Annotated in this window: 21 protein-coding genes; 10 read left to right on the top strand and 11 right to left on the bottom strand. The window is 69.2% G+C overall.

Going from position 1 to position 25,431, the window contains the following annotated elements:
* Window positions 1-10: 10 nt before the first annotated feature.
* Window positions 11-919 carry a LysR substrate-binding domain-containing protein gene (locus ACSFBE_RS10475; RefSeq protein ID WP_435490311.1) on the bottom strand — a complete coding sequence of 303 codons (909 nt, stop codon included), beginning with the start codon at window positions 917-919 and terminating at the stop codon, window positions 11-13.
* 111 nt (window positions 920-1,030) lie between these two features.
* On the opposite strand from ACSFBE_RS10475, the gene ACSFBE_RS10480 reads away from it, so the two are divergent.
* The 3 genes from ACSFBE_RS10480 to ACSFBE_RS10490 are packed head-to-tail and all read left to right on the top strand — an operon-like array spanning window position 1,031 to window position 4,169.
* Window positions 1,031-1,966, top strand: a complete 936-nt coding sequence (locus ACSFBE_RS10480; RefSeq protein ID WP_435490312.1) for a hydroxymethylglutaryl-CoA lyase — start codon at window positions 1,031-1,033, stop codon at window positions 1,964-1,966.
* 23 nt (window positions 1,967-1,989) lie between these two features.
* Entirely contained in the window at window positions 1,990-3,141 is a 1,152-nt protein-coding gene (locus tag ACSFBE_RS10485; protein ID WP_435490313.1) for a CaiB/BaiF CoA transferase family protein, read from the top strand.
* A gap of 44 nt (window positions 3,142-3,185) precedes the next feature.
* Entirely contained in the window at window positions 3,186-4,169 is a 984-nt protein-coding gene (locus ACSFBE_RS10490) for a Bug family tripartite tricarboxylate transporter substrate binding protein (protein ID WP_435490314.1), read from the top strand.
* Between the two features lie 10 nt (window positions 4,170-4,179).
* Here ACSFBE_RS10490 and ACSFBE_RS10495 read toward each other — a convergent pair whose 3' ends face one another.
* On the bottom strand, window positions 4,180-5,226 hold the full coding sequence (locus ACSFBE_RS10495; RefSeq protein WP_435490315.1) for an adenosine deaminase: 1,047 nt from the start codon (window positions 5,224-5,226) through the stop codon (window positions 4,180-4,182).
* 101 nt (window positions 5,227-5,327) lie between these two features.
* Here ACSFBE_RS10495 and ACSFBE_RS10500 point away from each other — a divergent pair, with 101 nt between their 5' ends.
* Together ACSFBE_RS10500 and ACSFBE_RS10505 are read left to right on the top strand one after the other, a co-directional pair.
* A complete protein-coding gene (locus tag ACSFBE_RS10500; RefSeq protein ID WP_435490316.1) occupies window positions 5,328-5,867 on the top strand; it encodes a phosphatase PAP2 family protein in 540 nt (179 codons plus the stop codon).
* A gap of 138 nt (window positions 5,868-6,005) precedes the next feature.
* Window positions 6,006-7,457, top strand: a complete 1,452-nt coding sequence (locus ACSFBE_RS10505) for a SulP family inorganic anion transporter (RefSeq protein WP_435490317.1) — start codon at window positions 6,006-6,008, stop codon at window positions 7,455-7,457.
* Window positions 7,458-7,469: 12 nt separating this feature from the next.
* Here the strand turns inward: ACSFBE_RS10505 and ACSFBE_RS10510 are convergent, their stop codons facing one another.
* On the bottom strand, window positions 7,470-8,438 hold the full coding sequence (locus tag ACSFBE_RS10510) for a LysR substrate-binding domain-containing protein (RefSeq protein ID WP_435490390.1): 969 nt from the start codon (window positions 8,436-8,438) through the stop codon (window positions 7,470-7,472).
* Window positions 8,439-8,517: 79 nt separating this feature from the next.
* Here ACSFBE_RS10510 and ACSFBE_RS10515 point away from each other — a divergent pair, with 79 nt between their 5' ends.
* The gene (locus ACSFBE_RS10515) at window positions 8,518-9,825 is read left to right on the top strand and encodes an MFS transporter (RefSeq protein WP_435490318.1); all 1,308 of its coding nucleotides are present in this window, start codon (window positions 8,518-8,520) and stop codon (window positions 9,823-9,825) included.
* Between the two features lie 61 nt (window positions 9,826-9,886).
* Here the strand turns inward: ACSFBE_RS10515 and ACSFBE_RS10520 are convergent, their stop codons facing one another.
* Genes ACSFBE_RS10520 through xdhA form a run of 7 tightly spaced genes read right to left on the bottom strand, consistent with a single transcriptional unit; the run spans window position 9,887 to window position 19,785 of the window.
* A complete protein-coding gene (locus ACSFBE_RS10520) occupies window positions 9,887-11,053 on the bottom strand; it encodes a BMP family ABC transporter substrate-binding protein (RefSeq protein WP_435490319.1) in 1,167 nt (388 codons plus the stop codon).
* A gap of 45 nt (window positions 11,054-11,098) precedes the next feature.
* On the bottom strand, window positions 11,099-12,019 hold the full coding sequence (locus ACSFBE_RS10525; protein ID WP_435490320.1) for an ABC transporter permease: 921 nt from the start codon (window positions 12,017-12,019) through the stop codon (window positions 11,099-11,101).
* Window positions 12,019-13,173, bottom strand: a complete 1,155-nt coding sequence (locus tag ACSFBE_RS10530; protein WP_435490321.1) for an ABC transporter permease — start codon at window positions 13,171-13,173, stop codon at window positions 12,019-12,021. Before ACSFBE_RS10530 ends, ACSFBE_RS10525 begins: the two co-directional genes overlap by 1 nt.
* Window positions 13,166-14,710, bottom strand: a complete 1,545-nt coding sequence (locus ACSFBE_RS10535; RefSeq protein ID WP_435490322.1) for an ABC transporter ATP-binding protein — start codon at window positions 14,708-14,710, stop codon at window positions 13,166-13,168. Before ACSFBE_RS10535 ends, ACSFBE_RS10530 begins: the two co-directional genes overlap by 8 nt.
* Before the next feature lie 10 nt (window positions 14,711-14,720).
* Window positions 14,721-15,677: a LysR family transcriptional regulator gene (locus ACSFBE_RS10540; protein ID WP_435490323.1), complete on the bottom strand. Its 957-nt coding sequence runs from the start codon at window positions 15,675-15,677 to the stop codon at window positions 14,721-14,723.
* A gap of 42 nt (window positions 15,678-15,719) precedes the next feature.
* Window positions 15,720-18,161, bottom strand: a complete 2,442-nt coding sequence (xdhB, locus tag ACSFBE_RS10545) for a xanthine dehydrogenase molybdopterin binding subunit (protein WP_435490324.1) — start codon at window positions 18,159-18,161, stop codon at window positions 15,720-15,722.
* A gap of 1 nt (window position 18,162) precedes the next feature.
* On the bottom strand, window positions 18,163-19,785 hold the full coding sequence (gene xdhA / locus ACSFBE_RS10550) for a xanthine dehydrogenase small subunit (RefSeq protein WP_435490325.1): 1,623 nt from the start codon (window positions 19,783-19,785) through the stop codon (window positions 18,163-18,165).
* A 210-nt stretch (window positions 19,786-19,995) separates the two neighbouring features.
* On the opposite strand from xdhA, the gene ACSFBE_RS10555 reads away from it, so the two are divergent.
* The 4 genes from ACSFBE_RS10555 to ACSFBE_RS10570 all read left to right on the top strand — a co-directional run bounded on the left by ACSFBE_RS10555 (window position 19,996) and on the right by ACSFBE_RS10570 (window position 24,120).
* Window positions 19,996-20,925 carry a helix-turn-helix domain-containing protein gene (locus ACSFBE_RS10555; protein WP_435490326.1) on the top strand — a complete coding sequence of 310 codons (930 nt, stop codon included), beginning with the start codon at window positions 19,996-19,998 and terminating at the stop codon, window positions 20,923-20,925.
* 136 nt (window positions 20,926-21,061) lie between these two features.
* Window positions 21,062-22,747, top strand: coding sequence for a thiamine pyrophosphate-binding protein (locus ACSFBE_RS10560; RefSeq protein ID WP_435490327.1), 1,686 nt, complete (start codon window positions 21,062-21,064; stop codon window positions 22,745-22,747).
* Window positions 22,748-22,785: 38 nt separating this feature from the next.
* Window positions 22,786-23,763: a tripartite tricarboxylate transporter substrate binding protein gene (locus ACSFBE_RS10565; protein WP_435490328.1), complete on the top strand. Its 978-nt coding sequence runs from the start codon at window positions 22,786-22,788 to the stop codon at window positions 23,761-23,763.
* A 33-nt stretch (window positions 23,764-23,796) separates the two neighbouring features.
* The gene (locus ACSFBE_RS10570) at window positions 23,797-24,120 is read left to right on the top strand and encodes an NIPSNAP family protein (RefSeq protein WP_435490329.1); all 324 of its coding nucleotides are present in this window, start codon (window positions 23,797-23,799) and stop codon (window positions 24,118-24,120) included.
* Window positions 24,121-24,132: 12 nt separating this feature from the next.
* Here the strand turns inward: ACSFBE_RS10570 and ACSFBE_RS10575 are convergent, their stop codons facing one another.
* Window positions 24,133-25,386, bottom strand: a complete 1,254-nt coding sequence (locus ACSFBE_RS10575) for an Nramp family divalent metal transporter (protein WP_435490330.1) — start codon at window positions 25,384-25,386, stop codon at window positions 24,133-24,135.
* Window positions 25,387-25,431: the final 45 nt, after the last annotated feature.

The raw sequence follows: 25,431 nt of genomic DNA on the forward strand, positions 1-25,431 counted from the left end.
CACAGGGCGCTCAATCCTCGGCCTCGCCCTTCTTCACCAGGAACTCCACCATCTTGGCCGCCGCCGGCTGCAGGTTGTCTGCCTCGCGGTAGCAGATCGCGAAGCGCCGCCGCGCCCAGGTCTCATTGAGCGGGATCACCTTGACCGACCCCGCCGGCACGTAGGCCAGGCTGACCTGTCGTGGGATCACGCTGATGCCCAGGTTGGCCGACACCACGCGCAGCGCCGCATCGAAGTTGGAGACCACCACCCGGTAGCTCAGCGTGCGGCCCACGCGCGCGGCGGCGCGGTGCAGCATCGTGTGCACCGCGGTGGCGGGCGGCAGGCCGACGTGCTCGTAGTCGAGCGTCTGCTCGAAGCGCAGCGTGCGCTTGCGCGCCAGCGGATGGTCGGCGTGCACCGCCACGGCGAGCTCGTCGCGGCGGTAGGGCCGGTGCTGCAGGCCCTCGAAGCCGATGCTGTCCCAGCACACGCCGAGCGACGCGCTGCCCTCGCGCACCATGCGCACCAGGTCGCGCGAAAAGCGCTCCTCGATGTCGACCTTGATGTCGCGGTGCGCCGGCTCGCGCATGAAGGCGGCCACGTCGTCGAGCAGCGATTCGGCGATGGCCGACGCGCTCGCCACCAGCCGCACCTGCCCGCGAATGCCGCCTGCGAAGGCCGCGACGTCGGACTCGATCCGCGCCATGGTGAAGAGCAGCGTGCGTGCGTGCTCCAGCAATGCGACGCCCGCCGGGGTGGGCACCACCCCGCGCCGCCCGCGCACCAGCAGCGGCGCGCCGAGCTGCTGCTCGAGCTGCGCGATGCGCTTGCTGATGGCCGAGGGCTCGATGTGCTCCTGCGCAGCGGCCTGCTTGATGTTGCCGTGGTCGCAGACGGCCACCAGCAGCCGCAGCGTCTTGAGGTCGAGGTCGTGCATGGAATGGGCTCCGGTTCAGAGATTCCGATTTGGAACTTTTCATGTTCCGATTTACCACTGGATCATGCCATTGGGAATTCCTATAGTTCATCACATACCAGGAGACGAACGATGAACGGATTGCCAGCACGCGCTGTCGTGCGAGAGGTGGGCTTGCGCGACGGCCTGCAGAGCATCGCCACGGTGCTGCCCACCGAACGCAAGTTCGAGTGGCTGCGCGACGCGGTCGCCGCCGGCCAGCGCGAGATCGAGGTCGGCTCCTTCGTGCCGCCGCGCCTCTTGCCGCAGATGGCCGACACCGCCGAGGTGCTGGCCTATGCCAAGACGCTCCCCGGGCTCGTCGCCTCGGTGCTGGTGCCCAACTTGAAAGGCGCCGAACGCGCGCTCGAAGGCGATGCCGACCTGATGATCCTGCCGCTGTCGGCCAGCCACGCCCACAGCCTGGCCAACCTGCGCAAGACGCCCGACGAGGTGGTGGCGGAACTGGCCCGCATCCGTGTGGCACGCGATGCCTCCGGCCGCAAGACGCTGATCGAAGGCGGCGTGGGCACGGCCTTCGGCTGCACGCTGCAGGGCGCCGTCGAGCCCGCCGAGGTGCTGCGGCTGATGCAGGCGCTGCTCGACGCCGGTGCCGACCGCGTGAGCCTGGCCGACACCGTGGGCTACGCCGACCCGCTTTCGGTCAGCCGCCTGTTCGAGCAGGCGCTGAAGATCGCCGGCGATCGCTTCTGCTGCGGCCACTTCCACGACACGCGCGGCCTGGCGCTGGCCAACGTGCTGGCCGCCGCGCAGCTGGGCGTGACGCGCTTCGACGCCTCGCTCGCCGGCATCGGCGGCTGTCCGCACGCGCCCGGCGCGAGCGGCAACGCATCGACCGAAGACCTCGGCTTCATGCTGGGCGCGATGGGCATCGACACCGGCCTCGACATGGATGCGCTGCTCGCGCTGCGCACCAAGGTCGCCGGCTGGCTCGTCGGCGAACAGACCAACGGCGCCCTGTGGCGCGCCGGCCTGCCCAAGACCTTCCAACGCGCCGCGGCGCACTGACACCGAACCGAAAGCCCATCCGCATGAACACCGCATCGACCGCCACCGGCCTGCCGCTCGAGGGCGTGCGCGTCATCGAATTCACCCACATGGTCATGGGGCCGACCTGCGGGATGATCCTGGCCGACCTCGGCGCCGAGGTCATCAAGATCGAGCCGCCCGGCGGCGACAAGACGCGCAACCTGCCCGGCCTGGGCATCGGCTTTTTCCGCAGCTTCAACCGCAACAAGAAGAGCGTGGTGCTCGACATCAACACCCCCGACGGACACGCCACGGCCGTCGAGCTGATCGGCCAGTGCGACGTGATGCTGGAGAACTTCCGCCCCGGCCTGATGACCAAGCTGGGGCTGGACTACGAGACGTTGTCGGAAACCCATCCGGGCCTCATCTACGTGTCGCACAAGGGCTTCCTGCCCGGCCCGTACGAGCACCGCACGGCGCTCGACGAGGTGGTGCAGATGATGGGCGGCCTGTCGTACATGACCGGCCCGGCCGGCCGGCCGCTGCGTGCGGGCACCAGCGTCAACGACATCATGGGCGGCATGTTCGGCGCCATCGGCGTGCTGGCCGCGTTGCGCGAACGCGAGCGCACCGGCCGCGGCCAGGAGATCCAGAGCGCGCTGTTCGAGAACTGCGTCTTTCTCTCGGCGCAGCACGTGCAGCAGTTCCTGATGACGGGCGAGCCCGCGCCGCCGATGCCATCGCGCGTGTCGGCCTGGAGCGTGTACGACGTGTTCACGCTGGCCGAAGGCGAACAGCTCTTCATCGGCGCGGTGAGCGACAAGCAGTTCCAGACACTCTGCCGCGTGATCGACCGGCCCGACCTCGCCACCGACCCGGCCCTCGCCACCAACGCGCAGCGCGTGGCGGTGCGGCCCGAGCTGCTGCGCCACCTGGGCGAGACGATGGCGCATCGCCGCATCGACGAACTCTCGACGCAGCTCGAAGCGGCCGGCCTGCCTTACGCCCCGATCACCCGGCCCGACCAGCTGGTCGACGACCCGCACCTGCTGGCCAGCGGTGGCCTCGCGCCAATGCAGGCCGAGGACGGCACCGACACGCAGGTGGTGCTGCTGCCCCTGCTGATGGGCGGCCGCCGGCCGGGTGTGCGGCAAGCGCTGGCGAAGATCGGTGAGCACACCGACGAAGTGCTGGCCGGCCTGCCCGGGCGCTGACAGCGGTCCTTTCCCCACCCTGAAAAATGACGGAGACAAAAGACATGAGCTCATCCCTTGCACGCCGCACCCTGCTGACCCTGGCGGCCGCCGCACTCTGCGGCGCCACCGGCCTGGCCGGTGCACAGACCCCGACGACACCGCTGCGCGTCATCCTCCCCGTGGGCGCCGGCTCCGGCGTCGACACCATCATGCGGTCGGCCCAGGTCGCGCTGTCCAAGGCGCTCGGCGGCCAGCCGGTGGTGATCGAGAATCTGCCGGGCGCCGGCGGCATCAATGGCACGCAGGCGGTCGTCAAAGCGGCACCGGACGGCAACACCGTGGGCGTCGTGTCGAACAACCATGCGGTGAACCCGAGCGTCTTCAAGAAAATGCCCTACGACAGCATCGGGGACATCACGCCCATCAGCGTGATCGGCGGCTCGCCCTTCGTGCTGGTGGTCAACCCGGAGAAGGTGCCGGCGAAGAACGCGAAGGAACTGCAGGCCTTCCTGAAGGCCAAGCCCGGCGGCTACAACTACGGCTCGTCGGGCAACGGCACCGTCATCCACCTGGCCGGCGAGATGGTCATGGAGGCGGCGGGCGTCGACGTGCGCCACATCCCGTACAAGGGCATGGGCCCGATGCTGGCCGACATCGTCGGTGGCCAGGTCGAGATGGGCGTGGGCGCGGTACCCGCCGTGCAGGGCCACCTGAAGGCCGGCACGCTGCGCGCCATCGGCATCATGGGCAAGCAACGCGTGGCCTCTCTGCCCGACGTGCCGACCATCGCCGAGCAGGGCTTCCCGTCGGTCGACGTCGAAGGCTGGTTCGCCTTGGTCGGCCCGGCCAAGCTGCCGGCCGCACAGGTCAAGCGCCTGCACGACGCCATCGTGGTGGCCTTTGCCGACCCGGAGGTCAAGGCCGCGATGGCCAAGCAGGACAACTTCATCGACCCGAGCACGCCCGAGGCCGCGGTGAAGTTCTTCAAGTCGGAGCAGGAACGCTACGCGAAGCTGGTGAAGAAGGCGAACGTGCAGGTCGAGTGACCTGCCGGCCTTATGCGGCGAAGCGCGCGAAGGTGTCGTTGAGCCGATCGATGTAGCGCGCCTTGGCAGCGTCGTCGATGAAGCTTCCCTCGAAGCTGTTGGCCGCGAGTTGCCAGGCGTGCTTCGCCGTCAGGCCGGTGGCCGCGAAGGTCTGCAGGAAGTTCTCGTTCATGTAGCCGCCGAAGTAGGCCGGGTCGTCGGAGTTCACCGTGGCGACCAGGCCGGCATCGAGCAGCGTCTTCAGGTTGTGTTCCTTCAGATCGGGGAACACGCAGAGCTTGAGGTTCGACAGCGGGCAGACCGTCAGCGGGATGCGGTCCTTCGCCAGCCGCGCCATCAGCGCCGGGTCCTTCGCGCTCTGTACGCCGTGGTCGACGCGTTCCACCTTGAGCACGTCGAGCGCGCTCCACACGTAGGCGGGTGGGCCTTCCTCACCCGCATGCGCCACGAGATGCAGGCCGAGTTCATGGCAGCGCGCGAACACCTTCGCGAACTTCTCCGGCGGATGGCCGACCTCGCTCGAATCGAGGCCGACGCCGATGAATTTGTCGCGGTAGGGCAGCGCCTGCGCGAGCGTCTCGAAGGCCTCTTCCTCGCTCAGGTGGCGCAGGAAGCACAGGATGAGCGCGGCGCTCACGCCCAGCTTGGCTTCCGCGTCGACGCAGGCGCGGTGCAGGCCGTCGATGACCACCTTGACGTCGACGCCGCGGGCCGTGTGCGTCTGCGGGTCGAAGAACATCTCGGTGCGCACCACGTTGTCGGCCGCGGCGCGCTCGAGGTAGGCCCAGGCCATGTCGTAGAAGTCCTGCTCCTTCAGCAGCACGCTGGCGCCTGCGTAGTAGATATCGAGAAAGCTCTGCAGGTTGGTGAAGGCGTAGGCCCGGCGCAGGTCCTCCACGCTGGCGTAGGGGATGGCAACGCCGTTGCGCTGTGCCAGCGCGAAGATGAGTTCGGGCTCGAGCGAGCCTTCGATGTGCATGTGCAGTTCGGCCTTGGGCATCGCGCACAGCAGCGCGGGCAGGCGCTCGGCGGGGATCTGGAAATCGTGGGAGGTCATGGTGGCACTGTAAGTCCATCTTCCGTGGCGGGCCAGCTTCCGCACGGGGCCTCACGGCATTCATCCGCCGTCCATCTTCGGCAGCGACAATCGCGACGCCCATGAATGCCTGGAACCTCACGCTCTTCGACTTGATCGCTGCCGGTCACCGGCCCCACCCCGTGTTGTTGTGGGTCGCCGCGGTGTTGGCCGAGCGCTCGACCTGGGTGTGTGCCGCGCTGATCGCCGCCGCCGCCTGGAAGCGGCCAGCCGCGCGTGCACGCGTGGCCTTCGTCCTGGTGGTCGCGGCGCTCGCCTCGCCGTTGTCGCGCGAACTGGCCGCGGCCATCGATGCGCCGCGCCCGTTCATGTTGGGGCTGAGCCCCGAGTATGTGGCGCATGGCGCACGCGCTGGCCTGCCGAGCACGCATGCCACCGTCATGTTCACCGTGGCCTTCATGCTGGTGGCCGACCGGCGCCTGCGCACCGTCGGGCTGGCCGTGCTCGCGATCGCGGTGGCGACCGCCTGGGCGCGTGTCTATGTGGGCGTGCATTTCCCGTTCGACGTGGCCGCCGGTGCGCTGCTGGGCGCCGGCGTCGCCGCGACCGCGCAGGCCGTGCTGGCGGGCGTGGCCCGTCTGCGCCGGCGCACCGTGTCCTGAAGGCGCAGGCGACGGCCAGGCCGGCGGAGCCCGGAGCGCCAGCAGGCTCGCTAACATCAGAGCGCAATGGCTGGTGCCCGCATCGGCGCAGCGCTCCGTCCTCCATCCATCCCCGTCGCCGTCGGCGACCCCATCCCCATGGCACTGACCCGCCTTCGCGCCGAATGGGCGCCGAACATTCCCCGCGAACTGATGGCCGGCGCCGTCGCCACCTTCGCACTCATCCCCGAGGTCATCGCCTTCTCCTTCGTGGCGGGCGTCGATCCGTCGGTCGGCCTGTTCGCGTCCTTCGTGATCAGCCTCGTGATCGCATTCACCGGCGGGCGGCCCGCCATGATCTCGGCCGCAGCCGGCTCGGTCGCCCTGGTGGCCGCGCCGCTGGTGCAGTCGCACGGCCTGGCCTACCTGCTGGCAGCTGGCGTCCTGGCGGGGCTGGTGCAGGTGCTCTTCGGCCTGCTGCGGCTGGGCGTCCTGATGCGCTTCGTCTCGTCGTCGGTGCGCACCGGTTTCGTCAACGCGCTGGCCATCCTGATCTTCGCGGCACAGATGCCGCACCTGGTGGGTGCGAACGCCGCCACCTGGGGCATGGTGGGGCTGGGCCTGGCGATCATCTACGGGCTGCCGCGCATCACGTCGGCCGTGCCCTCGCCGCTCGTCTGCATCGTGGTGCTGGCCGTGATCGCGTCGTGGTTCGGCCTGCCGCTGAAGACCGTGGCCGACCTCGGCACGCTGCCCGACGCCCTGCCGGTCTTCGCATGGCTGGACGTGCCCTTCACCCTCGGCACCCTGCGCCTCATCGCGTTGCCCGCACTGGCGATCGCGATGGTCGGCCTGCTCGAATCGATGATGACCGCCAGCGTGGTCGACGAGCTCACCGACACGCCCAGCTCGAAGAACCGCGAATGCAGCGGCTTGGGGCTGGCCAACATCGCGGCCAGCCTCTTCGGCGGCATCGCGGGCTGCGGAATGATCGGCCAGACGGTGAGCAACGTGCGCTATGGCGGCCGCGGGCGACTGTCGACGCTGTTCGCTGGCGCCTTCCTGCTGATCCTGATGGTGCTGCTCAAGCCCTGGGTGTCGCAGGTGCCGGTGGCCGCGCTGGTCGCGATCATGGTGATGGTGTCGGCCTCGACCTTCGACTGGGGGTCGCTGCGCAGCGTGGTGCGCCACCCTCGCCTGTCGAGCGCCGTGATGCTGGCCACGGTCGCGGTCACCGTCGCGACCGACAACCTGGCGGCCGGCGTGGCCGTCGGCGTGATGCTCAGCGGCGTGTTCTTCAGCTTCAAGGTGTCGCGCCTGCTCGCCGTGCACGCCGAGGACGACCCGGCCAGCGGCATGCGCACCTACCGCGTCGCCGGCCAGGTTTTCTTCGCCTCGGCCGACGTGTTCGTCGATGCGTTCGACACCCTGGACACCGAAGGCCGCCCCGTGCGCATCGACGTGACGCAGGCGCACCTCTGGGACGTGACCGCCGTCGCGGCGCTCGACAAGGTGGTGCAGCGGCTGCAGAAGCACGGGAGCGCGGTCGAGGTGATCGGGCTCAACGCCGCGAGCGCGGTGCTGGTCGATCGGCTCGGGCCGCAGAAGTAGCGGGTTGTCCCCTCATGCGGGGACCGCCCGCAGGCTGCGCGGCGACTTCCGCCGGGTGGACGGGGTGTCCTGGCGGATCGCCTGGCGCAACAGATCCGCGAGACGCGCGACCGTCGCTTCGGGCTGTGCCTGCGCACGATAGAGCCAAAGGCTGATCACCGGAAGTTCCGGCAAACCAGCAGCCGCAGCATTGAGCCCCTTCACGCTGCGCGGCAACCCGAACGAGGTCCGCACCGTCAGGCCGAGGCCGGCCGCGCTCGCCGCCCACAGCGCGGCCAGGCTCGAACTGCTGAACCCGTGGCGCCACGGAATGCCCGCACGGTCGAGCGCCGCCGTGGTCATCTCGCGCACCGGGCAAGGTGCGTCGAGCAGGACCAATGGCAGCGCCTCCGCATGGCGGCCGCCCCCGGCCCGGCGCTCCGGCCACCAAGGCGGCCGCTCGGATGCGTGTTCGCTCGCAGCGCCGATCCATTGCAGCGGCGCGTGCAGCAAGCACTCGCCATGAGGCAGTGGCGCTTGGTTGCCCGTTTCCCAGACGAGGGCCAGGTCGAGCTTGCCCAGGCTCAGGCGTTCGCGCAGTTCGGTGCAGCGCGCCATGCAGGCCTCGACCCGCACCTGGGGATGCGCGCGCGTGAAGCGGCCGAGCACGTCGGGGAGCAGCGTCTCGCCGAAGTCCTCCTGCAGGCCGAGCCGAACCAGGCCATGCAGATGGGCACCGCGCATGGCCGCGGCGGCTTCGTCGTTGAGTTCGAGCAGCCGGTGCGCATAAGCCAGCATGGTCTGGCCGGCGTCGGTCAATTCCAGGCCTCGGCCGGACTTGCGAAACAGGGCCGTGCCCGCCTGCGCCTCAAGCTTCTTGAGCTGCGCGCTCACCGCGGAAGTCGACCGGCCCAGTCGGTCGGCGGCACGCGCAAAGCTGCCGAGGGCGACGCCGGTCGCGAAGCTGCGAAGCACGTCGAGGTCGAACATGGGTTGGGCCATGGAACAGTCCTGAATTTGTGGATGGTTTGATCCATATTTTCTGATATTCAGAATTGTCGCGAGATTCGACACTGCCGCCATGCCTTGTCATGCCTCGTCCTCCAGCACGCTACCGGTCGTGCCCGCCGCACCCGCACCCGCTTCTCTTCCCCGCCATCGATGGAAGGTACTCACCGCCGGCGTGGTCGCCAACGCGGCGTTCTCCGTGGCCTTCAGCGGCATCCCGATGACCGCGGTGCTGATGCGCTCCGACTACCGGCTCGACACGGCCACCCTCGGTCTCGTCCTCGGTCTCATGGGCCTGGGCATCGCGTTGAGCGAGTTGCCGTGGGGGCTGCTGACCGATCGCTGGGGTGACCGGCCTGTGCTGCTGACCGGCCTGACCAGCACCGCCGCCGCCTTGGCTGCCATGGCTTTGTGGGCTGCGCCGCACGGCGCACAGGTGCCGCCGCTGAGCTGGCTGGCTGCCGGACTGGTGCTCGTCGGATTGCTCGGCGGCAGCGTGAACGGCGCCAGCGGCCGTGCCGTGATGACGTGGTTTGCCGAAGGCGAGCGCGGCTTGGCCATGAGCATCCGGCAGACCGCCGTGCCACTGGGCGGCGGCGTCGGTGCCCTGCTGCTGCCGGTGCTGGTGCTGCATGGCGGCTTCGGCGCCGTGTACGCGGTGCTCGCCGGCTTGTGCGCGCTGGGCGCACTGCTCGTCATGGCCTGGGTGCGAGAGCCAGCTCCGAGTTCGGCGCGCAGCCCGGCCCAGGCAGCACCGACGGCCGGCCGCGCGCGCGGCCAAGGCCCGTTGCACGACGCGCGGGTCTGGCGCATCGTGGCCGGCATCGGCATTCTGTGTGCGCCGCAGTTCGCGGTGCTCTCTTTCGGCACGGTGTTCCTGCACGACTTCGGCCATGCGACGCAGGCGGCCATCACCGCGGCCATGGTGGTGGTGCAGATCGGTGCGATGGGCATGCGGATCTGGAGTGGCCGATGGACCGACCGCCATCGCAATCGCCCGGCCTACCTGAAAGGCTGCGCCTTGCTGAGCGTGCTGCTGTTCATGGCACTCGGCGCCTTAGCTCTCCCGGGCGACTTGGTTCCCGGCTCTTCCGGTGGACGCGCCGGACTTGTCGTGCTGCTGGCCTTGAGCGGCGCCTGCGTGTCGGCCTGGCACGGCGTGGCCTACACCGAGTTGGCCAGCCTCGCCGGTGCCGCGCGCGCCGGCACCGCACTGGGCATGGCGAACACCAGCGTCTTCGTGGTTTGTTTCGTCACGCCCCTGTCCATACCGCATCTGATCTCGCTGCAGGGCTGGCCGCTGGTGTGGTTCGCCGCCGCGGCGTGCGCGCTGGTGGCTCTCCCGTTGCTGGTGCCTTCTCGCACGCGGTCGACACACTGACGGCACGCAGAACGAAAAAGGCCGCCTCGACGGGCGGCCTTTTGTGTGCGCGCAGAACGCCTTACTTCTTCTCGCCGCCCGGCACCTTGCCTTCGACGCCCTTGACGTAGAAGTTCACGCCCGAGAGGAACTTGTCGTCGGCCACGGCGCCGGCTGCGACCAGCTCCTTGCCGTCCTGGCCGACGATCGGGCCCTTCCAGATCGAGTACGTGCCGTCCTTCAGGCCGGCCTTCACGGTCTCGACCTTGGTCTTGATGTCGGCGGGCACGTCGTCGGCGATCGACACGATGTCGATGGCGCCTTCCTTCACGCCCCACCAGCTCGAGCCGGTCGCCCACTTGCCTTCAAGTGCGTCCTTGGTGGCCTTGATGTAGTACGGCCCCCAATTGATGACGGCCGACGCCAGGTGGGCCTTCGGGCCGTAGGCCGTCATGTCCGAATCCCAGCCGAAGGCGCGCTTGCCCTTTTCCTGCGCGGTCTTGAGCACGGCCGGCGAGTCGGTGTTCTGGAACAGCACGTCGGCGCCGCCGTTGATCAGCGCGGTGGCCGCTTCGGTTTCCTTCGGCGGGCTGAACCATTCGTTGACCCACACCACCTTGGTCGTGATCTTCGGGTTGACCGACTGCGCGCCCAGCGTGAAGCTGTTGATGTTGCGCAGCACTTCGGGGATCGGCACCGAGCCGACCACGCCCAGCGTGTTCGACTTGGTCATCGAGCCCGCGATGATGCCGGCCATGTACGCGCCTTCGTAGGTGCGGCTGTCGTAGGTGCGCAGGTTCTCGGCCGTCTTGTAGCCGGTGGCGTGCTCGAACTTGATTTCCTTGTTGTCGGCGGCGACCTTGAGCATCGGTTCCATGTAGCCGAAGGTGGTGCCGAAGACCAGCTTGTTGCCCTGGCCCACCAGGTCGCGGAACACGCGCTCGGCATCGGCCGATTCGGGCACGCTCTCGACGAAGCTCGTCTTGACCTTGTCGCCGAATTCCTTCTCGAGCGCCTTGCGCCCGTTGTCGTGCGCGAAGGACCAGCCGCCGTCGCCCACCGGGCCGACATAGGCGAATGCGATGTTCAGCGGTGCGGCCGGTGCAGGCGCCGCAGCGGCCGGCGCAGGTGCAGGCGCTGCAGCAGGTGCCGCCGCTTCTTCCTTCTTGCCGCAGCCGATCAGGGCGGCAGATGCGACGGCCGTGAGTGCAGCCAGCTTGAGCAGGGAGCGCTTGTTCAAATCATTCATTGGTCGAGATCCTCGAAGGACAGGTTGGCGGGAGCGAAACGGGAATTATGAGCCGGGGTAGAACGGTTTACCGATCGACGCCGGCATGTTGATGCGGATGAAGGCCGGGTTGCGCGAGATCAGGGCCAGAACCACGATCGGCGCGATGTACTGCAACATGCTCAGGAACTGGCTGGGCACGTCGACGCCGGTGCTCTGCAGGTGGAAGCCGAGCATCGACACGCCGCCGAACAGGTAGGCCCCCAGCAGCACGCGGACCGGCCGCCAGGTGGCGAAGGTGGTGAGCGCCAGTGCGATCCAGCCGCGGCCGGCCACCATGCCTTCGACCCACAGCGGCGTGTAGACCGTCGACAGGTAGGCGCCCGACAGGCCGCACAGCGCGCCACCGGCCACCACCGCCATGAAGCGGATGCGCCGCACCGGATAGCCGAGCGCGTGCGCCGATTCCGGCGACTCGCCCACCGAGCGCAGCACCAGGCCGGCGCGTGTGCGGTACAGGAACCAGATGAGTCCGATGGTCAGCGCGACCGCGAAGTACACCATCGGGTGGTGCCGGAAGAAGGCCGGGCCGACGAGCGGAATGTCGGCCAGTACCGGGATCGCGTACGGCACGCTTTCGGGCAGTTTGGCCTGCACGAAGCCGATGCCGACGAAGGCCGAAAAGCCCACGCCGAACAGGCTGAGCGCCAGCCCGGTCGCGTACTGGTTGGTGTTGAGCCAGATCACCAGCACGCCGAAGATGGCCGCCAGCACCGCACCGGCCCCCATGCCGGCCAGGAAGCCGAGCCACGGGTTGCGGGTGACCACCACCGTCGCGAAGCCGGCAATGGCGGCGCAGAGCATCATGCCCTCGGCGCCGAGGTTGACGATGCCGGCCTTCTCGTTGATGAGCAGGCCGAGCGCCGCGATGGCGAGCACCGTGCCGGCGCTGAGCGCCGAGCCGACGAGCAATGCGTACGAATCCATCAGACGGTCCCCTCGGAAGTGCGCGCTGCTGGCGCAGTCAGTGGCGTGCTGGCCTGCAACGATGACGTGCTCGCCACCACCGCGGGCACCGCCTTGGCGGCGGTCTTGCGGCGGATGCGATAAGCGATCAGCGTGTCGCAGGCCAGCAGCGAGAACAGCAGCAGCCCCTGGAACACGCCGGTCAGCGACTTGGGCAGGCCCAGGCGCGACTGCGCCAGTTCGCCGCCGATGTAGAACATGCTCATCAGGATGGCCGAGAAGATCATGCCGACCGGGTGTAGCCGCCCGACAAAGGCCACGATGATGGCCGCGAAGCCGTAGCCGGCCGGCACATAAGGCGTGAGCTGGCCGATGGGGCCGGCGACTTCGAGCGCGCCCGCGAGGCCTGCCGCGCCGCCCGAGGTCAGCAATGCGATCCACACCGCCCGCCGCGACGAGAAGCCGGCGTAGCGCGCGGCCGCCGGCGCCAGCCCGCCGACCTGCTGCGCGAAGCCGGCACGCGTGCGGAACAGGAAGACCCACAGCACGCCTGCGCCGACCAGCGCGATGATCAGGCCGATGCTCACGCGCGAGCCCTTGATGAGGCGGGGGATCTGCGTCACCGCATCGAAGTTCTTGGTCTGCGGAAAGTTGTAGCCCATCGGGTCTTTCCACGGGCCGAACACCAGGTAGCCCAGCAGCAGCGTCGCGACGTACACCAGCATCAGGCTCACGAGGATTTCGTTGGCGTTGAAGGTGTCGCGCAAGAAGGCGACGATGCCTGCCCACACCATGCCGCCCAGGATGCCGGCCATCAGGATCGGCAGCACGATCCACGGACCCGTGCCCTTGTCGGCCAGCAGCGCGACGCCGCCGGCCGCGATGGCGCCCATCACGAACTGGCCTTCGGCGCCGATGTTCCACACGTTGGAGCGAAAGCACACCGCCAGGCCGAGCGCGATGATGAGCAGCGGCGTGGCCTTGACCATCAGCTCGCCGAGTGCGTAGCCGCTCTTGATCGGTTCCCAGAAGAAGACCCCCAGGCCCTTGACCGGGTCCTTGCCGAGCAGGGCGAACAGCGCGACGCCGATCACCACCGTGATGACCAGCGCCAGGATGGGCGAGCCATAGCTCCAGAAGCGCGAGAGCTGCGGGCGGGGTTCGAGCTTAAGCATGGGCCGTCTCCTGGGCGTTGCGAGAAGCGGTCGCGCCTTGTGCATCCCACAGCCCGCTCATCCATTCGCCGATCTGCGGCACGGTCGCGGCGGCGCGGTCCACCGAGGGCGACAGCCGCCCCTTGGCGATCACATACAGCCGGTCGCTGATCTCGAACAGCTCGTCGAGCTCTTCGCTCACCACCAGCACCGCGCAGCCGGCATCGCGCAGCGCGAGGATCTCGTTGCGGATGAGCGCGGCCGCGCCCACGTCCACGCCCCAGGTCGGCTGCGAGACGATGAAGAGCTTGGGGTTGGCATCGATCTCGCGGCCGACGATGAACTTCTGCAGGTTGCCGCCCGACAACGAACGCGCCGCCGACTGCGGCCCACCGGCCTTCACGTTGAAGCGACGGATGATCTCGCTTGCATGCTTGGCGAGCTGCCCGGTGCGGATCCAGCCGCCCGCACCGACCGCGTTGCTGCGCGTCAGCAGCATGTTGTGCGCGAGCCCGAGCGTCGGAACCGCGCCGCGGCCCAGCCGCTCTTCCGGCACGAAGTGCACGCCCAGTGCGCGGCGCTTGCGCGGGCGGAAGCGCGCCGCCGCCTGGCCGAAGACCTCGATCATCGCGGGCTCGGCGCGCGTGTCTTCGCCCGACAGCGCATAGAGCAGTTCTTTCTGGCCGTTGCCCGACACACCGGCGATGCCGACGACCTCCCCCGCGCGCACGTCGAGCGACACCGCGTCGAGGTCGACGCCGAACTGGTCTTCGCGCGCCAGCGTCAGCGCCTTGACGCGCAGCGCCACCGCGCCCGCCTTCAGTTCGCGGTGCTGCAAAGGCGGCGGCTCGGCGCCGATCATCAGGCGCGAGAGCGATTCGTTGGTTTCGTTCTGCGGGTTGCACACGCCCGTGACCTTGCCGCCGCGCAGCACGGTGCAGGCCGTGCACAGTTCGCGGATCTCGTGCAGCTTGTGGCTGATGTAGAGGATGCTGCAGCCTTCGGACGCCAGCTTCTTCAGCACCACGAAAAGCTTGACGACCGCCTGCGGCGTGAGCACCGAAGTCGGCTCGTCGAGGATCAGCAGTTGCGGGTCGGTGAGCAGCGCGCGGATGATTTCCACGCGCTGCATTTCGCCGACCGACAGCGTGTGCACCGGCCGCGAGGGGTCGATGTCGAGCCCGTACTCGCTCGCCTTGGCGGTGATGCGCCGCGTGACCTCGGCCAGCGCCAGGCTCTTGTCGAGCCCGAGCCAGACGTTCTCGGCCACGGTCAGCGTGTCGAACAGGCTGAAGTGCTGGAACACCATGCTGACGCCCAGCGCGCGCGCCTCCTGCGGGTTGCGCACGTTCACCGGCTGGCCGTTGAACGTCACGCTGCCCTCGTCGGGCTTGACCGAGCCGTAGATGATCTTCATCAGCGTCGACTTGCCGGCGCCGTTCTCGCCGAGAACGGCATGCGTTTCGCCCGGCTGGACGACCAGCGACACGTCGCTGTTCGCCACCACCGCCGGGTAGCGCTTGGTGATGTGTGCGAGTTGGAGTCGTGGGGTTGTCATTCGATCGATCTCAATGGATGTCCTTGGCGGCACCGGCCGGCGCGCGCAGCGATGCCGCCACCGACTTGATGCGTTCGCGCAGCCAGCGCGCGGAACTCGACGCATGGGTGCGCTCGTGCCACAGCTGGTAGTACATGAGGCGTGGGAAGTCGACCGGGCACGGCAGCAGCTTCACCGGGAGCCGATCCGTGAATCGCTCGCAATACTGGCGGCCGGTGGTCAGCACCAGCAGGCTCGACGCCACCATGTCCGGGATCAGGCCGAAGTGCGCGCAGCGCACCGTGATGTTGCGCTGCAGGCTCTGGGCGTCGAGCATCTGGTCGATGATGCCGCGCGCGCCAGGATGCAACGGCGTCGGCGCGATGTGCTCGGCGGCGAGCCAGGTGTCGGCGTCCCAGCCGCGTCGCGTCGCGGGATGGTCGGCGCTCACCAGCGACACGATCTCGTCGCCGAAGAGCCGCGCCATGTGCAACTCTTCGGGCGGCTTGAGCCAGTTGCCGATGACCAGGTCGATGTGGCCGAGCGACAGGTGCGCCTGGTAGTTGGAATCGGGCGACAGCGGATGGATCTCGATGCGGCACCCCGGCGCCTGGGCCTTCACCTGCGTCACGAACATCGGCAGGAAGAGCGGATCGAGGTAGTCGCTCGCGGCGATGCGGAAGGTGTTGGTGGCGGTCTGCGGGTCGAAGCCCCGCGCGTCGCTGAACAGCACCTCGGCCGAGCGCAGGATGCTGGCGGTGGGCTCGATCATCCGCAGTGCCGCGTCGGTCGGCACCATGCCCGAGCCGGAGCGCACCAGCAGCGGGTCGCCCGACAGCTCGCGCAGCCGCTTGAGTGCCGACGACACCGCCGGCTGGTACATGCCCAGGCGGATGGCGGCGCGCGAGACGCTGCGTTCGGTCAGCACGGTGTGGAGAACCCGGATGAGGTGAAGATCGATCTTGTCGAAAAGGGCTTGGTCACGCATGCGGCGCCGCGGTGTGGGGGATGCGCAGCGTTATACCGCCGCTCAGGCCCCCGCCTGCACCGCGGTGATCGCGTTCAGGATCGCCTCGCTGGTCGCCGGCGCGCGCAGCGGCGGGTCAACACGGTGACCGCCAGCCGCCGACACCGCATCGCGGATCGCGAAGAACACCGAGAACGGCAGCAGCAGCGGCGGCTCGCCGACCGCCTTGCTGCGGTGGATGGAGTCCTCGAAATTCGGCCCCTCGAACAGCTTCACGTTGAAGACCGGCGGGCAGTCGTTGGCGGTCGGGATCTTGTAGGTGCTCGGCGCATGCGTGCTCAGCTTGCCGCTCTGCGGGTGCCACACCAGTTCTTCGGTGGTGAGCCAGCCCATGCCCTGGATGAAGGCGCCCTCGACCTGGCCGATGTCGATCGCCGGGTTCAGCGAGCGGCCGGCATCCTGCAGGATGTCGGCGCGCAGCAGCTTCCATTCGCCGGTCAGGGTGTCGATGACGACCTCGCTCACCGCCGCGCCGTACGCGTAGTAATAGAAGGGGCGGCCCTTGAGCGTGTCGCGGTCCCAGCTGAGGCCGGGCGTCGAATAGAAGCCGTCGGACCACAGCTGCACGCGGTCGAGGTAGGCCTCGGCGACGAGGGTCGCAAAGCTCAGGCTGCGGCCGGCGACCTCCACCGTGTCGTTGGCGAAGCGCACATCGGCCGCATCGCCGCCATGGCGCGCAGCGGCACAGGCGGCGAGGCGTTCGCGGATGCGGCGGGCCGCGTCCTGCGCGGCCTTGCCGTTCAGGTCGGCGCCGGTCGAGGCGGCGGTGGCCGAGGTGTTGGCGACCTTCGTCGTGTCGGTGGCCGAGGCCCGCACGCTCTCGAAGCTCACGCCCAGCTCGTGCGCCACCACCTGCGCGATCTTGGTGTTCAGGCCCTGGCCCATCTCGGTGCCCCCGTGGTTCACCAGCACCGAGCCGTCGTTGTAGACATGCACCAGCGCGCCGGCCTGGTTGAAGTGCGGCACGTTGAAGGAGATCCCGAACTTCAGGGGCGCCAGCGCGATGCCGCGCTTGAGCACCGGGCTCTGCGCGTTGAAGGCGGCGATGGCGTCGCGGCGAGCGCGGTAGTCGCTGCCGGCCTCGAGCTCGGCCACCAGCTCGTGGATCACGTTGTCGGTCACGACCTGCGCATAGGGCGTGACGTTGCGCTCCTCTTTGCCGTAGAAGTTGATGCGCCGCACGTCGAGCGGGTCGCGCCCGAGCCGGCGCGCCACCGTGTCGAGGATGTTCTCGACCGCGATCGCGCCCTGCGGTCCGCCGAAGCCGCGGAAGGCCGTGTTGCTCTGGGTGTTGGTCTTGCCGGAATAGCCGTGGATCGCGACCTCGGGCAGCCAGTAGGCGTTGTCGAAGTGGCACAGCGCGCGGGTCATCACCGGGCCCGACAGGTCGGCTGAATGGCCGGCGCGCGACACCATGGTGATCTCCGCGCCGAGCAGCCGGCCCTCGTCGTCGTAGCCGACCTCGTAGTCGTACCAGAAGCAGTGGCGCCGGCCGGTGATCAGGAAGTCGTCGTCGCGGTCCAGCCGCAGCTTGACCGGGCGCTTGAGCTTGGCCGCCGCCACGGCCGCCACGCAGGCGAACAGGCCCGATTGCGACTCCTTGCCGCCGAAGCCGCCGCCCATGCGCCGGCATTCCACATGCACCTCGTTCGCGTGCAGATGCAGTGCATGGGCCACCAGATGCTGCATCTCGGTGGGGTGCTGGGTCGAGCAGTGCACATGCATGCCGCCGCCCTCCTTCGGGATCGCGTAGCTGATCTGGCCTTCCAGGTAGAACTGTTCCTGGCCGCCGACCTCCAGCGTGTCCTTCAGCCGATGGGGCGCGGCCGCGATGGCGGCACGCACCGCCGCCTGCTCGTCGCCGCCGGGCGCGCGCGCGCTGCGCAGCAGGTGCATCGGCGGCACCACGTACTGGGCCCTGGCATGCGCGTCCTGCGGCGTGAGCACCGGCGGCTCGGCCTCGATGGCGAGCACGTCCTTGGCGCGCGCCGCGGCACGGCGGGCGGCCTCGCGGGTCTCGGCGATCACCGCGAACACCGGCTGCCCGAGGTAGCGGATCTCGCCGCTGCAAAGAATGGGGTCGTCGTGCACGATCGAGCCGCAGTCGTTGCTGCCCGGAATGTCCTCGGCCGAGAACACCGCCACCACGCCTGGCATGGCGCGGATCGGCCCCAGGTCCATGCCCGTCAGCCGGCCGTTGGCCACCGGCGACAGGCCCAGCGCGCCATGCAGCGTGCCGCGCAGTTCGGGAATGTCGTCGATGTAGGTCGCCTCGCCGGCCACGTGCAGCGCGGCGGATTCGTGCGGCCGGCTGATGCCGACGCGGGCGCCGCCGTCCTGCGCCTTGGCCTCGGCACCGCGGTCGATGCGGGCCGCGATGTTGGCCTGGTAATCGGCGAAGGGTTCCACGGGTTGGAGCAACGCGATGTCGATGGGCTTGTTCATCTCAGGCTCCTTGTGCCGCTTGTGCCGCTTGTGCCGCGGAAGGCAGCACGTCGTGCGGCATCACGCTCCACACGCTGGTGGCTTCCGACGGCAGCGCATCGGTCGTGCGGGTCTCGAGCCACAGGCGCTGGATGAGGTTCTGCGCCACCTGCAGCCGGTAGGCAGCCGAAGCGCGCATGTCCGACAGCGGCTGGAAGTCGTCGGCCAGCGCCTGCTTCGCTGCGTTCACCGAGGCCTGCGTCCAGGGCTGGCCCAGCAAGGCCGCCTCGGCCTTGGCGGCGCGCTTCACGATGCCGGCCATGCCGCCGAAGGCCAGCCGCACCTCCTTGACCACATCGCCGTCGAGCGCGAGGGCGAAACCGCCGCACAGCGCCGAGATGTCGCAGTCGAAGCGCTTGCTGATCTTGTAGGCCCGCACTTGCCGCTGCAGCGCCGCCAGCGGCACTTCCAGCCCCTGCACGAACTCGCCTGGCGCCAGCTGGTTCTTCATGTAGTCGACGTAGAAATCGGTCAGCGGCATCCGCCGCACCTGCGCGCCGCGCCGCAGCACGATCTGCGCGTCGAGCGCCATCAGCACCGGTGGCGCATCGCCGATCGGCGAGCCGTTGGCCACGTTGCCGCCCATGGTGCCGGCATGGCGGATCGGCGGCGACGCGAAGCGCAGCCACACGTCGGTGAGCGCCGGCACGCGCTGCGCCAGCGCGCGCCAGGCGTCTTCGAGCGAAGCGCCGGCGCCGATGTGCAGCGTGTCGCCGCGCACCCCGACCGCTTTCAGCTCGGCCACGTCGCCGACATAGATCAGGTCGCCGACGTCACGGAACTGCTTGTTGACCCAGAGGCCGATGTCGGTCGAGCCGGCCAGCAGGCGGGCGTCGGGCTTGCGCTCGCGCAGCGCCGCCAGTTCGTCGAGCGCCCTGGGCGCGTGGAAGTGGTCGGTGCGACCGTTGCGGGCAGCCGCATAGTCGAAGCCGGTGTCTTGCTGCAGGCGGGTGAGCGCCTCCACCACCACCCGCGCGTCCAGCCGCATCGGCGGCAGGTCGAACATGCGCTGGCCGGCGTCGAGGATCGGCCGGTAGCCGGTGCAGCGGCACAGGTTGCCCGACAGGTCGTCGGCCAGCTGCTGGCGCGTCGGCTGGGTGCCGGCGGCGCCGTGCTGCTCGTAGGTCGACCACAGCGACATCACGAAGCCGGGGGTGCAGAAGCCGCATTGCGAGCCGTGGCACTCGACCATCGCCTGCTGCACGGGGTGCAGCCGTTGCACCGGGTGCTTGTCGTGGCGTACGCCGTCGTGCACCTTGCCGCCGTCGTTCAGCAGGTCGGTCTTCAGGTCTTCGACGGTGAAGAGCGCCTTGCCGTGCAGCGTCGGCAGGAACTGGATGCAGGCATTGACGGTCTGCAGCGTCAGGCCGTCGACCGCGCCCGGCGCGCCCTCGGCTGCCAGCTCGCCGACGACCACGGTGCACGCACCGCAATCGCCCTCGTTGCACCCTTCCTTGGTGCCGGTGCAGTGCGCGTCCTCGCGCAGCCAGTCGAGCACCGAGCGGGTCGGATGCACGCCGCTGACCTCGACCGTGCGGCCCTGATGGAAGAAGCGGATGGGGGCGGTGGGGTTCGGAAGGCTCATGGTCACTGCTTGCTCGTTCGTGGGAGGCGCGATGCGCCGACTGTGAACTTAAGGGCTGGCGGGGGTGCATTCATACCACCGCGCCCATAGTGGCTATACAGGCTCGGCGGGGGTCGCCGCGGCGCGGCGCCGGTACAGCGCCCATACAGCATCGATACCGCACCGACACAGCAATTGTCGCGCCATGCGCGCACCCGGACGACTCCTAGAATGGGCCGATCCCTCCGCCTCTCCTTCCCGCACGCGCAGCCCGTGGTCACCCTCAACGCACCCGACTTCCCGATCTTCGACAGCTCCGATTTCGGCGGCGAGGAAGGCGCGTTCTATTTCGACCTGGTGCGACTGGAAGACCGGCCCGACATCCCGCGCGGCTTCCCGCACCGCCACAATTACTATCACCTGCTGTGGATGAGCGAAGCGGCCGGCACCCACCTGCTGGATTTCGAGAGCTTCGAGGCGCGCGCCAACGCGGTGTTCTTCGTCTCGCCCGGCCAGTTGCACGCGTGGCATTCGACGGTGCAGCCCAAGGGCTTCGTCATCAACTTCAGCACCGAGTTCTTCGTGCAGATGTTCCCGCGCTCCGACGAGATCGCGCAGTACCCCTTCTTCCACGTCGCGTCCGACGCGCCGGTGCTCTACCTCGAACAGGCGCAGCATGACGAGTTGCTGCCGCTCCTGATCGAGATGGAAAAGGAAATGCTCGGCCGCGCCGAGGCGCGGCTGGACATCGTGCGCTCCTACCTGCTGGTGCTGCTGACGCGGCTGCGCCGGCTCTACCCGGTCAGCACGCGCGACGGCGCCTCGCCGCAGAGCCACTCGCTCACCCAGCGCTTCAAGCTGCTGATCGACCAGCACTACCTCGACTTCGGCCCGCTGCGCGACTACGCCGAGCACCTGCACGTGACCGAGCGGCAACTGAACGAGGCGGTCAAGCGCACGCTGGGCAAGACGGCCGGGCTGCTGGTGCAGGAGCGCTTGGTGCTCGAAGCCAAGCGCCTGCTGAGCAACACCGACATGGGCGTCGCCGAAATCGCGTTCCACCTCCATTTCGAGGACCACGCCTATTTCGGCCGCTTCTTCAAGAAGCACACGCAGCTGACGCCCGGCGACTTCAAGAAGCGCTACGGCACACCGCGCTGACCTAGCGTAAGCCCCTAGTCCGGGCCGCAGAAAAGTACCAAGCGGGCTCGCAATCGTCCTACCGCTCACCGCGGGCGGCTGCCTAGAGTCGAGGCCTCCTCAACTCCACCGCCGCAATGGCGGCCGATGGCCGGCGATGAACGACTCCCCTTCCCTGCGCAGTGGCGGCCAGCTGGTCGTCGACGCGCTCCGCGCCCAGGGCACCGACACGGTCTTCTGCGTGCCGGGCGAAAGCTACCTCGACGTGCTGAATGCCTTGTACGCCGCGCAAGACGCGGTGCGTGTGGTGGTCTGCCGCCATGAGGGGGCGGCAGCCTTCATGGCCGAGGCGCACGGCAAGCTCACCGGCCGGCCGGGCGTCTGCATGGTGACCCGCGGCCCCGGCGCCACCAACGCCAGCATCGGCGTGCACACCGCCTTCCAGGACTCGACCCCGATGATCCTGCTGATCGGCCAGGTGGGGCGCGGCATGATCGAGCGCGAGGCCTTCCAGGAGATCGACTACCGGCGCATGTTCGGCCCATTTGCGAAGTGGGTGGCCCAGATCGACGACGCCGCGCGCGTGCCCGAGTTCATGGCGCGGGCCTATTCGGTGGCCATGTCCGGCCGGCCCGGCCCGGTGGTGCTGGCGCTGCCGGAAGACATGCTGACCGACAAGGCCCCCGCCATCGCGGTGCCGCGCGTCGAGGTGCCCCAATCGCACCCGGCGCCCGACGCGATGCAGCGCCTGCGCGAGCAACTGGCCGGGGCGCAGCGACCGCTGCTGCTGCTCGGCGGGCCGGGCTGGAGCGACAGCGGGCGCCGGGCGATCGAGCGCTTCGCGGTGCAGAACGGCCTGCCGGTGGCCTGCGCCTTCCGGCGCCAGGACCTGTTCGACAACCGCCACCCGCAGTACGTCGGCGAGGTCGGCATCGGCGTCAACCCCGCGCTGGCCGAGGCGGTGCGCGAGGCCGACCTGTTGATCGCGGTCGGCAGCCGGCTCGGCGAGATCGTGACCAGCGGCTACACGCTGCTGTCGGTGCCGATGCCGCGCCAGCGCCTGGTGCATGTGCTGCCCTGCGCCGAAGAGCTGGGCCGCGTGTACCAGCCGGTGCTCAAGGTGCTGAGCCACGTCGACCCTTTCGCCCAGGCCGCGGCCGCGCTGGCGCCGGTGGAAGCCGTTGGCTGGCGCGACTGGCTCGGTCGCCTGCGCGCCCACTACGAAGCCTACGTGGCGCCGTCGACCCGGCAGGCGCAGCTCGACCCGGCGCGCGTGATCCATGCGCTGCGCGACACGCTCGCGCCGGACGCGATCCTCACCAACGGCGCCGGCAACTACAGCGCCTGGGCCCACCGCTACTACCCTTTCTCGCGGCCGGGCACGCAGCTGGCGCCGACCAGCGGTGCGATGGGCTATGGCGTGCCGGCGGCGATCGCGGCCAAGCTGCAATGCCCCGATCGCCAGGTGATCTGCCTGGCCGGCGACGGCTGCTTCCTGATGAGCGCGCAGGAACTCGCAACCGTGAAACGCCATCGGCTGGCGATCGTCTTCATCGTCTTCAACAACGGCATGTACGGAACGATCCGCATGCACCAGGAGGCCAACTACCCGGCGCGCCCGATCGGCACCGACCTCTGCAACCCGGACTTCGTGCGGTACGCCGAGTCCTTCGGCCTGCGGGCCGAGCGGGTCGAGCGCAGCGAGGACTTCGCACCGGCGCTGCAGCGCGCCCTGGCCGCGGGCGGCGCGGCCCTGATCGAGCTGGTGATCGAGCCGGAGATCCTGACACCCCGCGCCAGCTTGAGCGAGGTGCGCGACAAGGCCCTGCGCGCGGCGGCCTGACGACGATGCATTTTTCGATAACAACCCAGGAGACAACCATGAAGAACTTGCTGCGGGCCTCGGCCCTGGCAGCGGTGGCCGCCTGCGCGCTGGCCACCGCCCACGCACAGGCCCCCGCCGACTTCCCCAACCGGCCGATCAAGATCATCGTGCCCTTCGCCGCCGGCGGCGCCACCGACGTGATCGCGCGCGTGGTGGGCCAGAAGGTGGCCGACCAACTCGGCCAACCTGTCGTCGTCGACAACAAGGCCGGGGCCAACGGCAACATCGGCGCCGTTGCCGTGGCACGCGCTGCACCCGACGGCTACACGATCCTGATGGCGACCTCGAGCCACGCCATCAACGCCACGCTCTACAAGAAGCTCGACTACAGCCTGACCAAGGATTTCGCCGCGCTCTCGAATCTGGCCTCGGTGCCGCTGGTGCTGGTGGTGAACCCCGGCGTGCCGGCCCGCAACGCCGCCGAGTTCGCGGCCCTGGCCAAGACGCAGGGCGACAAGCTCAACTTCGCCTCCGGCGGCACCGGCACCGCGTCGCACCTGGCCGGCGAACAGTTCAACACCATCGTCGGCGCCCGCATGCTGCACGTGCCGTACAAGGGCGGCGCCGTGGCTCAGACCGACCTGATCGGGGGCCAGGTGCAGGCGATGTTCGCCAACCTGCCCGAGGTGCTGTCGCAGGTGCAGGCCGGCAAGCTGCGCCCGCTGGCCGTGACCGGCAAGGTCCGGCGCCCCAACCTGCCCAATGTGCCGACCTTCGCCGAGTCCGGCTATCCGCTGATGGAGACGCGCTCCTGGTTCGGCCTGTTCGCGCCGGCCGGCACGCCGGCACCGATCGTCGCCAAGCTGTCGGCCTCCATCGCGCAGGCGGTGGCCGACCCGGCGGTGCAAGCGCGCCTCAAGGAACTCGGCGCCGACCCGATCGGTGACCGCCACGAAGCCTTCCAGCCCTTCGTTGCGCAGGAAGTGACGCGATGGGGCGCGCTGGTGGAACGTTCCGGCGCCACCGCCGACTGATTTCAACCCCTGCTTTTCGCCCACAAGGAAACCATGCTCTACGACGTCCGCACCTACACCTGCCGCCCCGGCACCCTGAAGCGCCACCTGGCCCTCTACGCCGAACACGGCTACGACACGCAGCGCCGCCACCTCGGCGAACCGCTGGCCTACCTGCAGACCGAGACCGGCAACGTCAACAGCTACACGCACATCTGGGTGTTCGCCGACGCGGCCGACCGCGCGGCCAAGCGCGCCGCCATGCAGCGCGACCCGGCCTGGGCCGGCTATCTCGAGAAGAGTGCCGAGGCGGCGTACCTGGCGTCGCAGGAAACCCGCCTGATGGTGCCGACGGCCTTCTTCAAGCCCCAGCCCTGAAGCCCGGTGCTGCTACGCGACCAGGTCGCGCAGCATCATCAGCACCGCGAAGCCCATCAGCGCGGTGCCGCCCCAGCCCAGCCAGCGGGTGCGGCGGCTGGAGACGAAGGCGCCCATCACCTTCTCGCGGGCCACCAGCATCATCATGGCGGCCATGATCGGCACCGCGACCACGCCGTTGATGACGGCGCTCCAGTAGAGCGCCTTCATCGGGTCGACCGGCGTGAAGTCGAGCGCGGTGCCGGCCAGCGTCGCGATGCCGATGATGGCGTAGAACTTCTTGGCTTCGCGCCAGTGGCGTTCGAGCCCCTCTTCCCAGCCGAAGGCCTCGGCCACCGCGTAGGCGGCCGACGAGGCCAGCACCGGCACCGCCAGCAGGCCGGTGGCGATGATGCCGCCGGCGAAGAGCCAGAAGGCGAAGTCGCCGGCCAGCGGCCGCAGCGCCTCGGCGGCCTGCGCCGCGGAGGTGACTTCGTGGATGCCGGCCTTGTACAGCACCGCGCCCCCCACGACCATCACGAAGAAGGCGATGGTGTTCGAGAAGATCATGCCGATCCAGGTGTCGAGCTTCACGCGGCGCAGGGCGCGCCAGACCTCGGCGTCGCTGCCGCGCCGGCCGCCCTGCTGGCGCAACTCCTCGACCTCCTGCGAGGCCTGCCAGAAGAAGAGGTAGGGCGAGATGGTGGTGCCCAGCAGCGCCACGATCATCATCCAGTAGTCGCCGCGCCATTGCAGCTTCGGCACGACAAGGTCGTGCAGCACGCGGCCCCACGGAACATCCACCACGAAGACGGCGGCCACATAGGCGAACAGGGTGAGCGTGAGCCACTTCAGGATGTGCGCCAGCCGCCGGTACGGCACGAAGACCTGCAGCAGCACCGTGACCGCGCCGAAGACCAGCGAGTGGAAGTGCTGGCCGCCGCCGACCACCAGCTGCAGCGCCTCGCCCATGGCACCGATGTCGGCCGCGATGTTGATGGTGTTCGCGATCACCAGCAGCCCGACCAGCCCGAGAAGCAGCCAGCGCGGCATGTGCTCGCGCAGGTTGGCCGCCACGCCCTGGCCCGTGACCCGGCCGATGCGCGCCGACACCATCTGGATGGCGATCATGAAGGGCAGCGACAGGAACACCGTCCACAGCAAACCGGTACCGAACTGCGCGCCGGCCTGGGTGTAGGTGGCGATGCCGGACGGGTCGTCGTCTGCGGCACCGGTGACGACGCCCGGGCCGACGTGGCGCAGGAAGGAGGGGATGCGTTTTTTCACGGGCGCGACGCTATCACGCCCGAATTGGCCCAAACTGACTCGGCG

The sequence above is a fragment of the Variovorax sucrosi genome, from assembly GCF_051216635.1.
In the GTDB taxonomy this organism is placed as follows: Bacteria; Pseudomonadota; Gammaproteobacteria; order Burkholderiales; family Burkholderiaceae_C; genus Variovorax.

Coding starts and splice junctions, on each gene's coding strand:
- ACSFBE_RS10485 (WP_435490313.1), top strand. CDS start 1,990: ATGAACACCGCATCGACCGCCACCGGCCTGCCGCTCGAGGGCGTGCGC.
- ACSFBE_RS10480 (WP_435490312.1), top strand. CDS start 1,031: ATGAACGGATTGCCAGCACGCGCTGTCGTGCGAGAGGTGGGCTTGCGC.
- ACSFBE_RS10535 (WP_435490322.1), bottom strand. CDS start 14,710: ATGACAACCCCACGACTCCAACTCGCACACATCACCAAGCGCTACCCG.
- xdhB (WP_435490324.1), bottom strand. CDS start 18,161: ATGAACAAGCCCATCGACATCGCGTTGCTCCAACCCGTGGAACCCTTC.
- ACSFBE_RS10565 (WP_435490328.1), top strand. CDS start 22,786: ATGAAGAACTTGCTGCGGGCCTCGGCCCTGGCAGCGGTGGCCGCCTGC.
- ACSFBE_RS10560 (WP_435490327.1), top strand. CDS start 21,062: ATGAACGACTCCCCTTCCCTGCGCAGTGGCGGCCAGCTGGTCGTCGAC.
- ACSFBE_RS10540 (WP_435490323.1), bottom strand. CDS start 15,677: ATGCGTGACCAAGCCCTTTTCGACAAGATCGATCTTCACCTCATCCGG.
- ACSFBE_RS10530 (WP_435490321.1), bottom strand. CDS start 13,173: ATGCTTAAGCTCGAACCCCGCCCGCAGCTCTCGCGCTTCTGGAGCTAT.
- ACSFBE_RS10520 (WP_435490319.1), bottom strand. CDS start 11,053: ATGAATGATTTGAACAAGCGCTCCCTGCTCAAGCTGGCTGCACTCACG.
- xdhA (WP_435490325.1), bottom strand. CDS start 19,785: ATGAGCCTTCCGAACCCCACCGCCCCCATCCGCTTCTTCCATCAGGGC.
- ACSFBE_RS10515 (WP_435490318.1), top strand. CDS start 8,518: ATGCCTTGTCATGCCTCGTCCTCCAGCACGCTACCGGTCGTGCCCGCC.
- ACSFBE_RS10510 (WP_435490390.1), bottom strand. CDS start 8,438: ATGGCCCAACCCATGTTCGACCTCGACGTGCTTCGCAGCTTCGCGACC.
- ACSFBE_RS10570 (WP_435490329.1), top strand. CDS start 23,797: ATGCTCTACGACGTCCGCACCTACACCTGCCGCCCCGGCACCCTGAAG.
- ACSFBE_RS10555 (WP_435490326.1), top strand. CDS start 19,996: ATGGGCCGATCCCTCCGCCTCTCCTTCCCGCACGCGCAGCCCGTGGTC.
- ACSFBE_RS10495 (WP_435490315.1), bottom strand. CDS start 5,226: ATGACCTCCCACGATTTCCAGATCCCCGCCGAGCGCCTGCCCGCGCTG.
- ACSFBE_RS10475 (WP_435490311.1), bottom strand. CDS start 919: ATGCACGACCTCGACCTCAAGACGCTGCGGCTGCTGGTGGCCGTCTGC.
- ACSFBE_RS10500 (WP_435490316.1), top strand. CDS start 5,328: ATGAATGCCTGGAACCTCACGCTCTTCGACTTGATCGCTGCCGGTCAC.
- ACSFBE_RS10505 (WP_435490317.1), top strand. CDS start 6,006: ATGGCACTGACCCGCCTTCGCGCCGAATGGGCGCCGAACATTCCCCGC.
- ACSFBE_RS10490 (WP_435490314.1), top strand. CDS start 3,186: ATGAGCTCATCCCTTGCACGCCGCACCCTGCTGACCCTGGCGGCCGCC.
- ACSFBE_RS10525 (WP_435490320.1), bottom strand. CDS start 12,019: ATGGATTCGTACGCATTGCTCGTCGGCTCGGCGCTCAGCGCCGGCACG.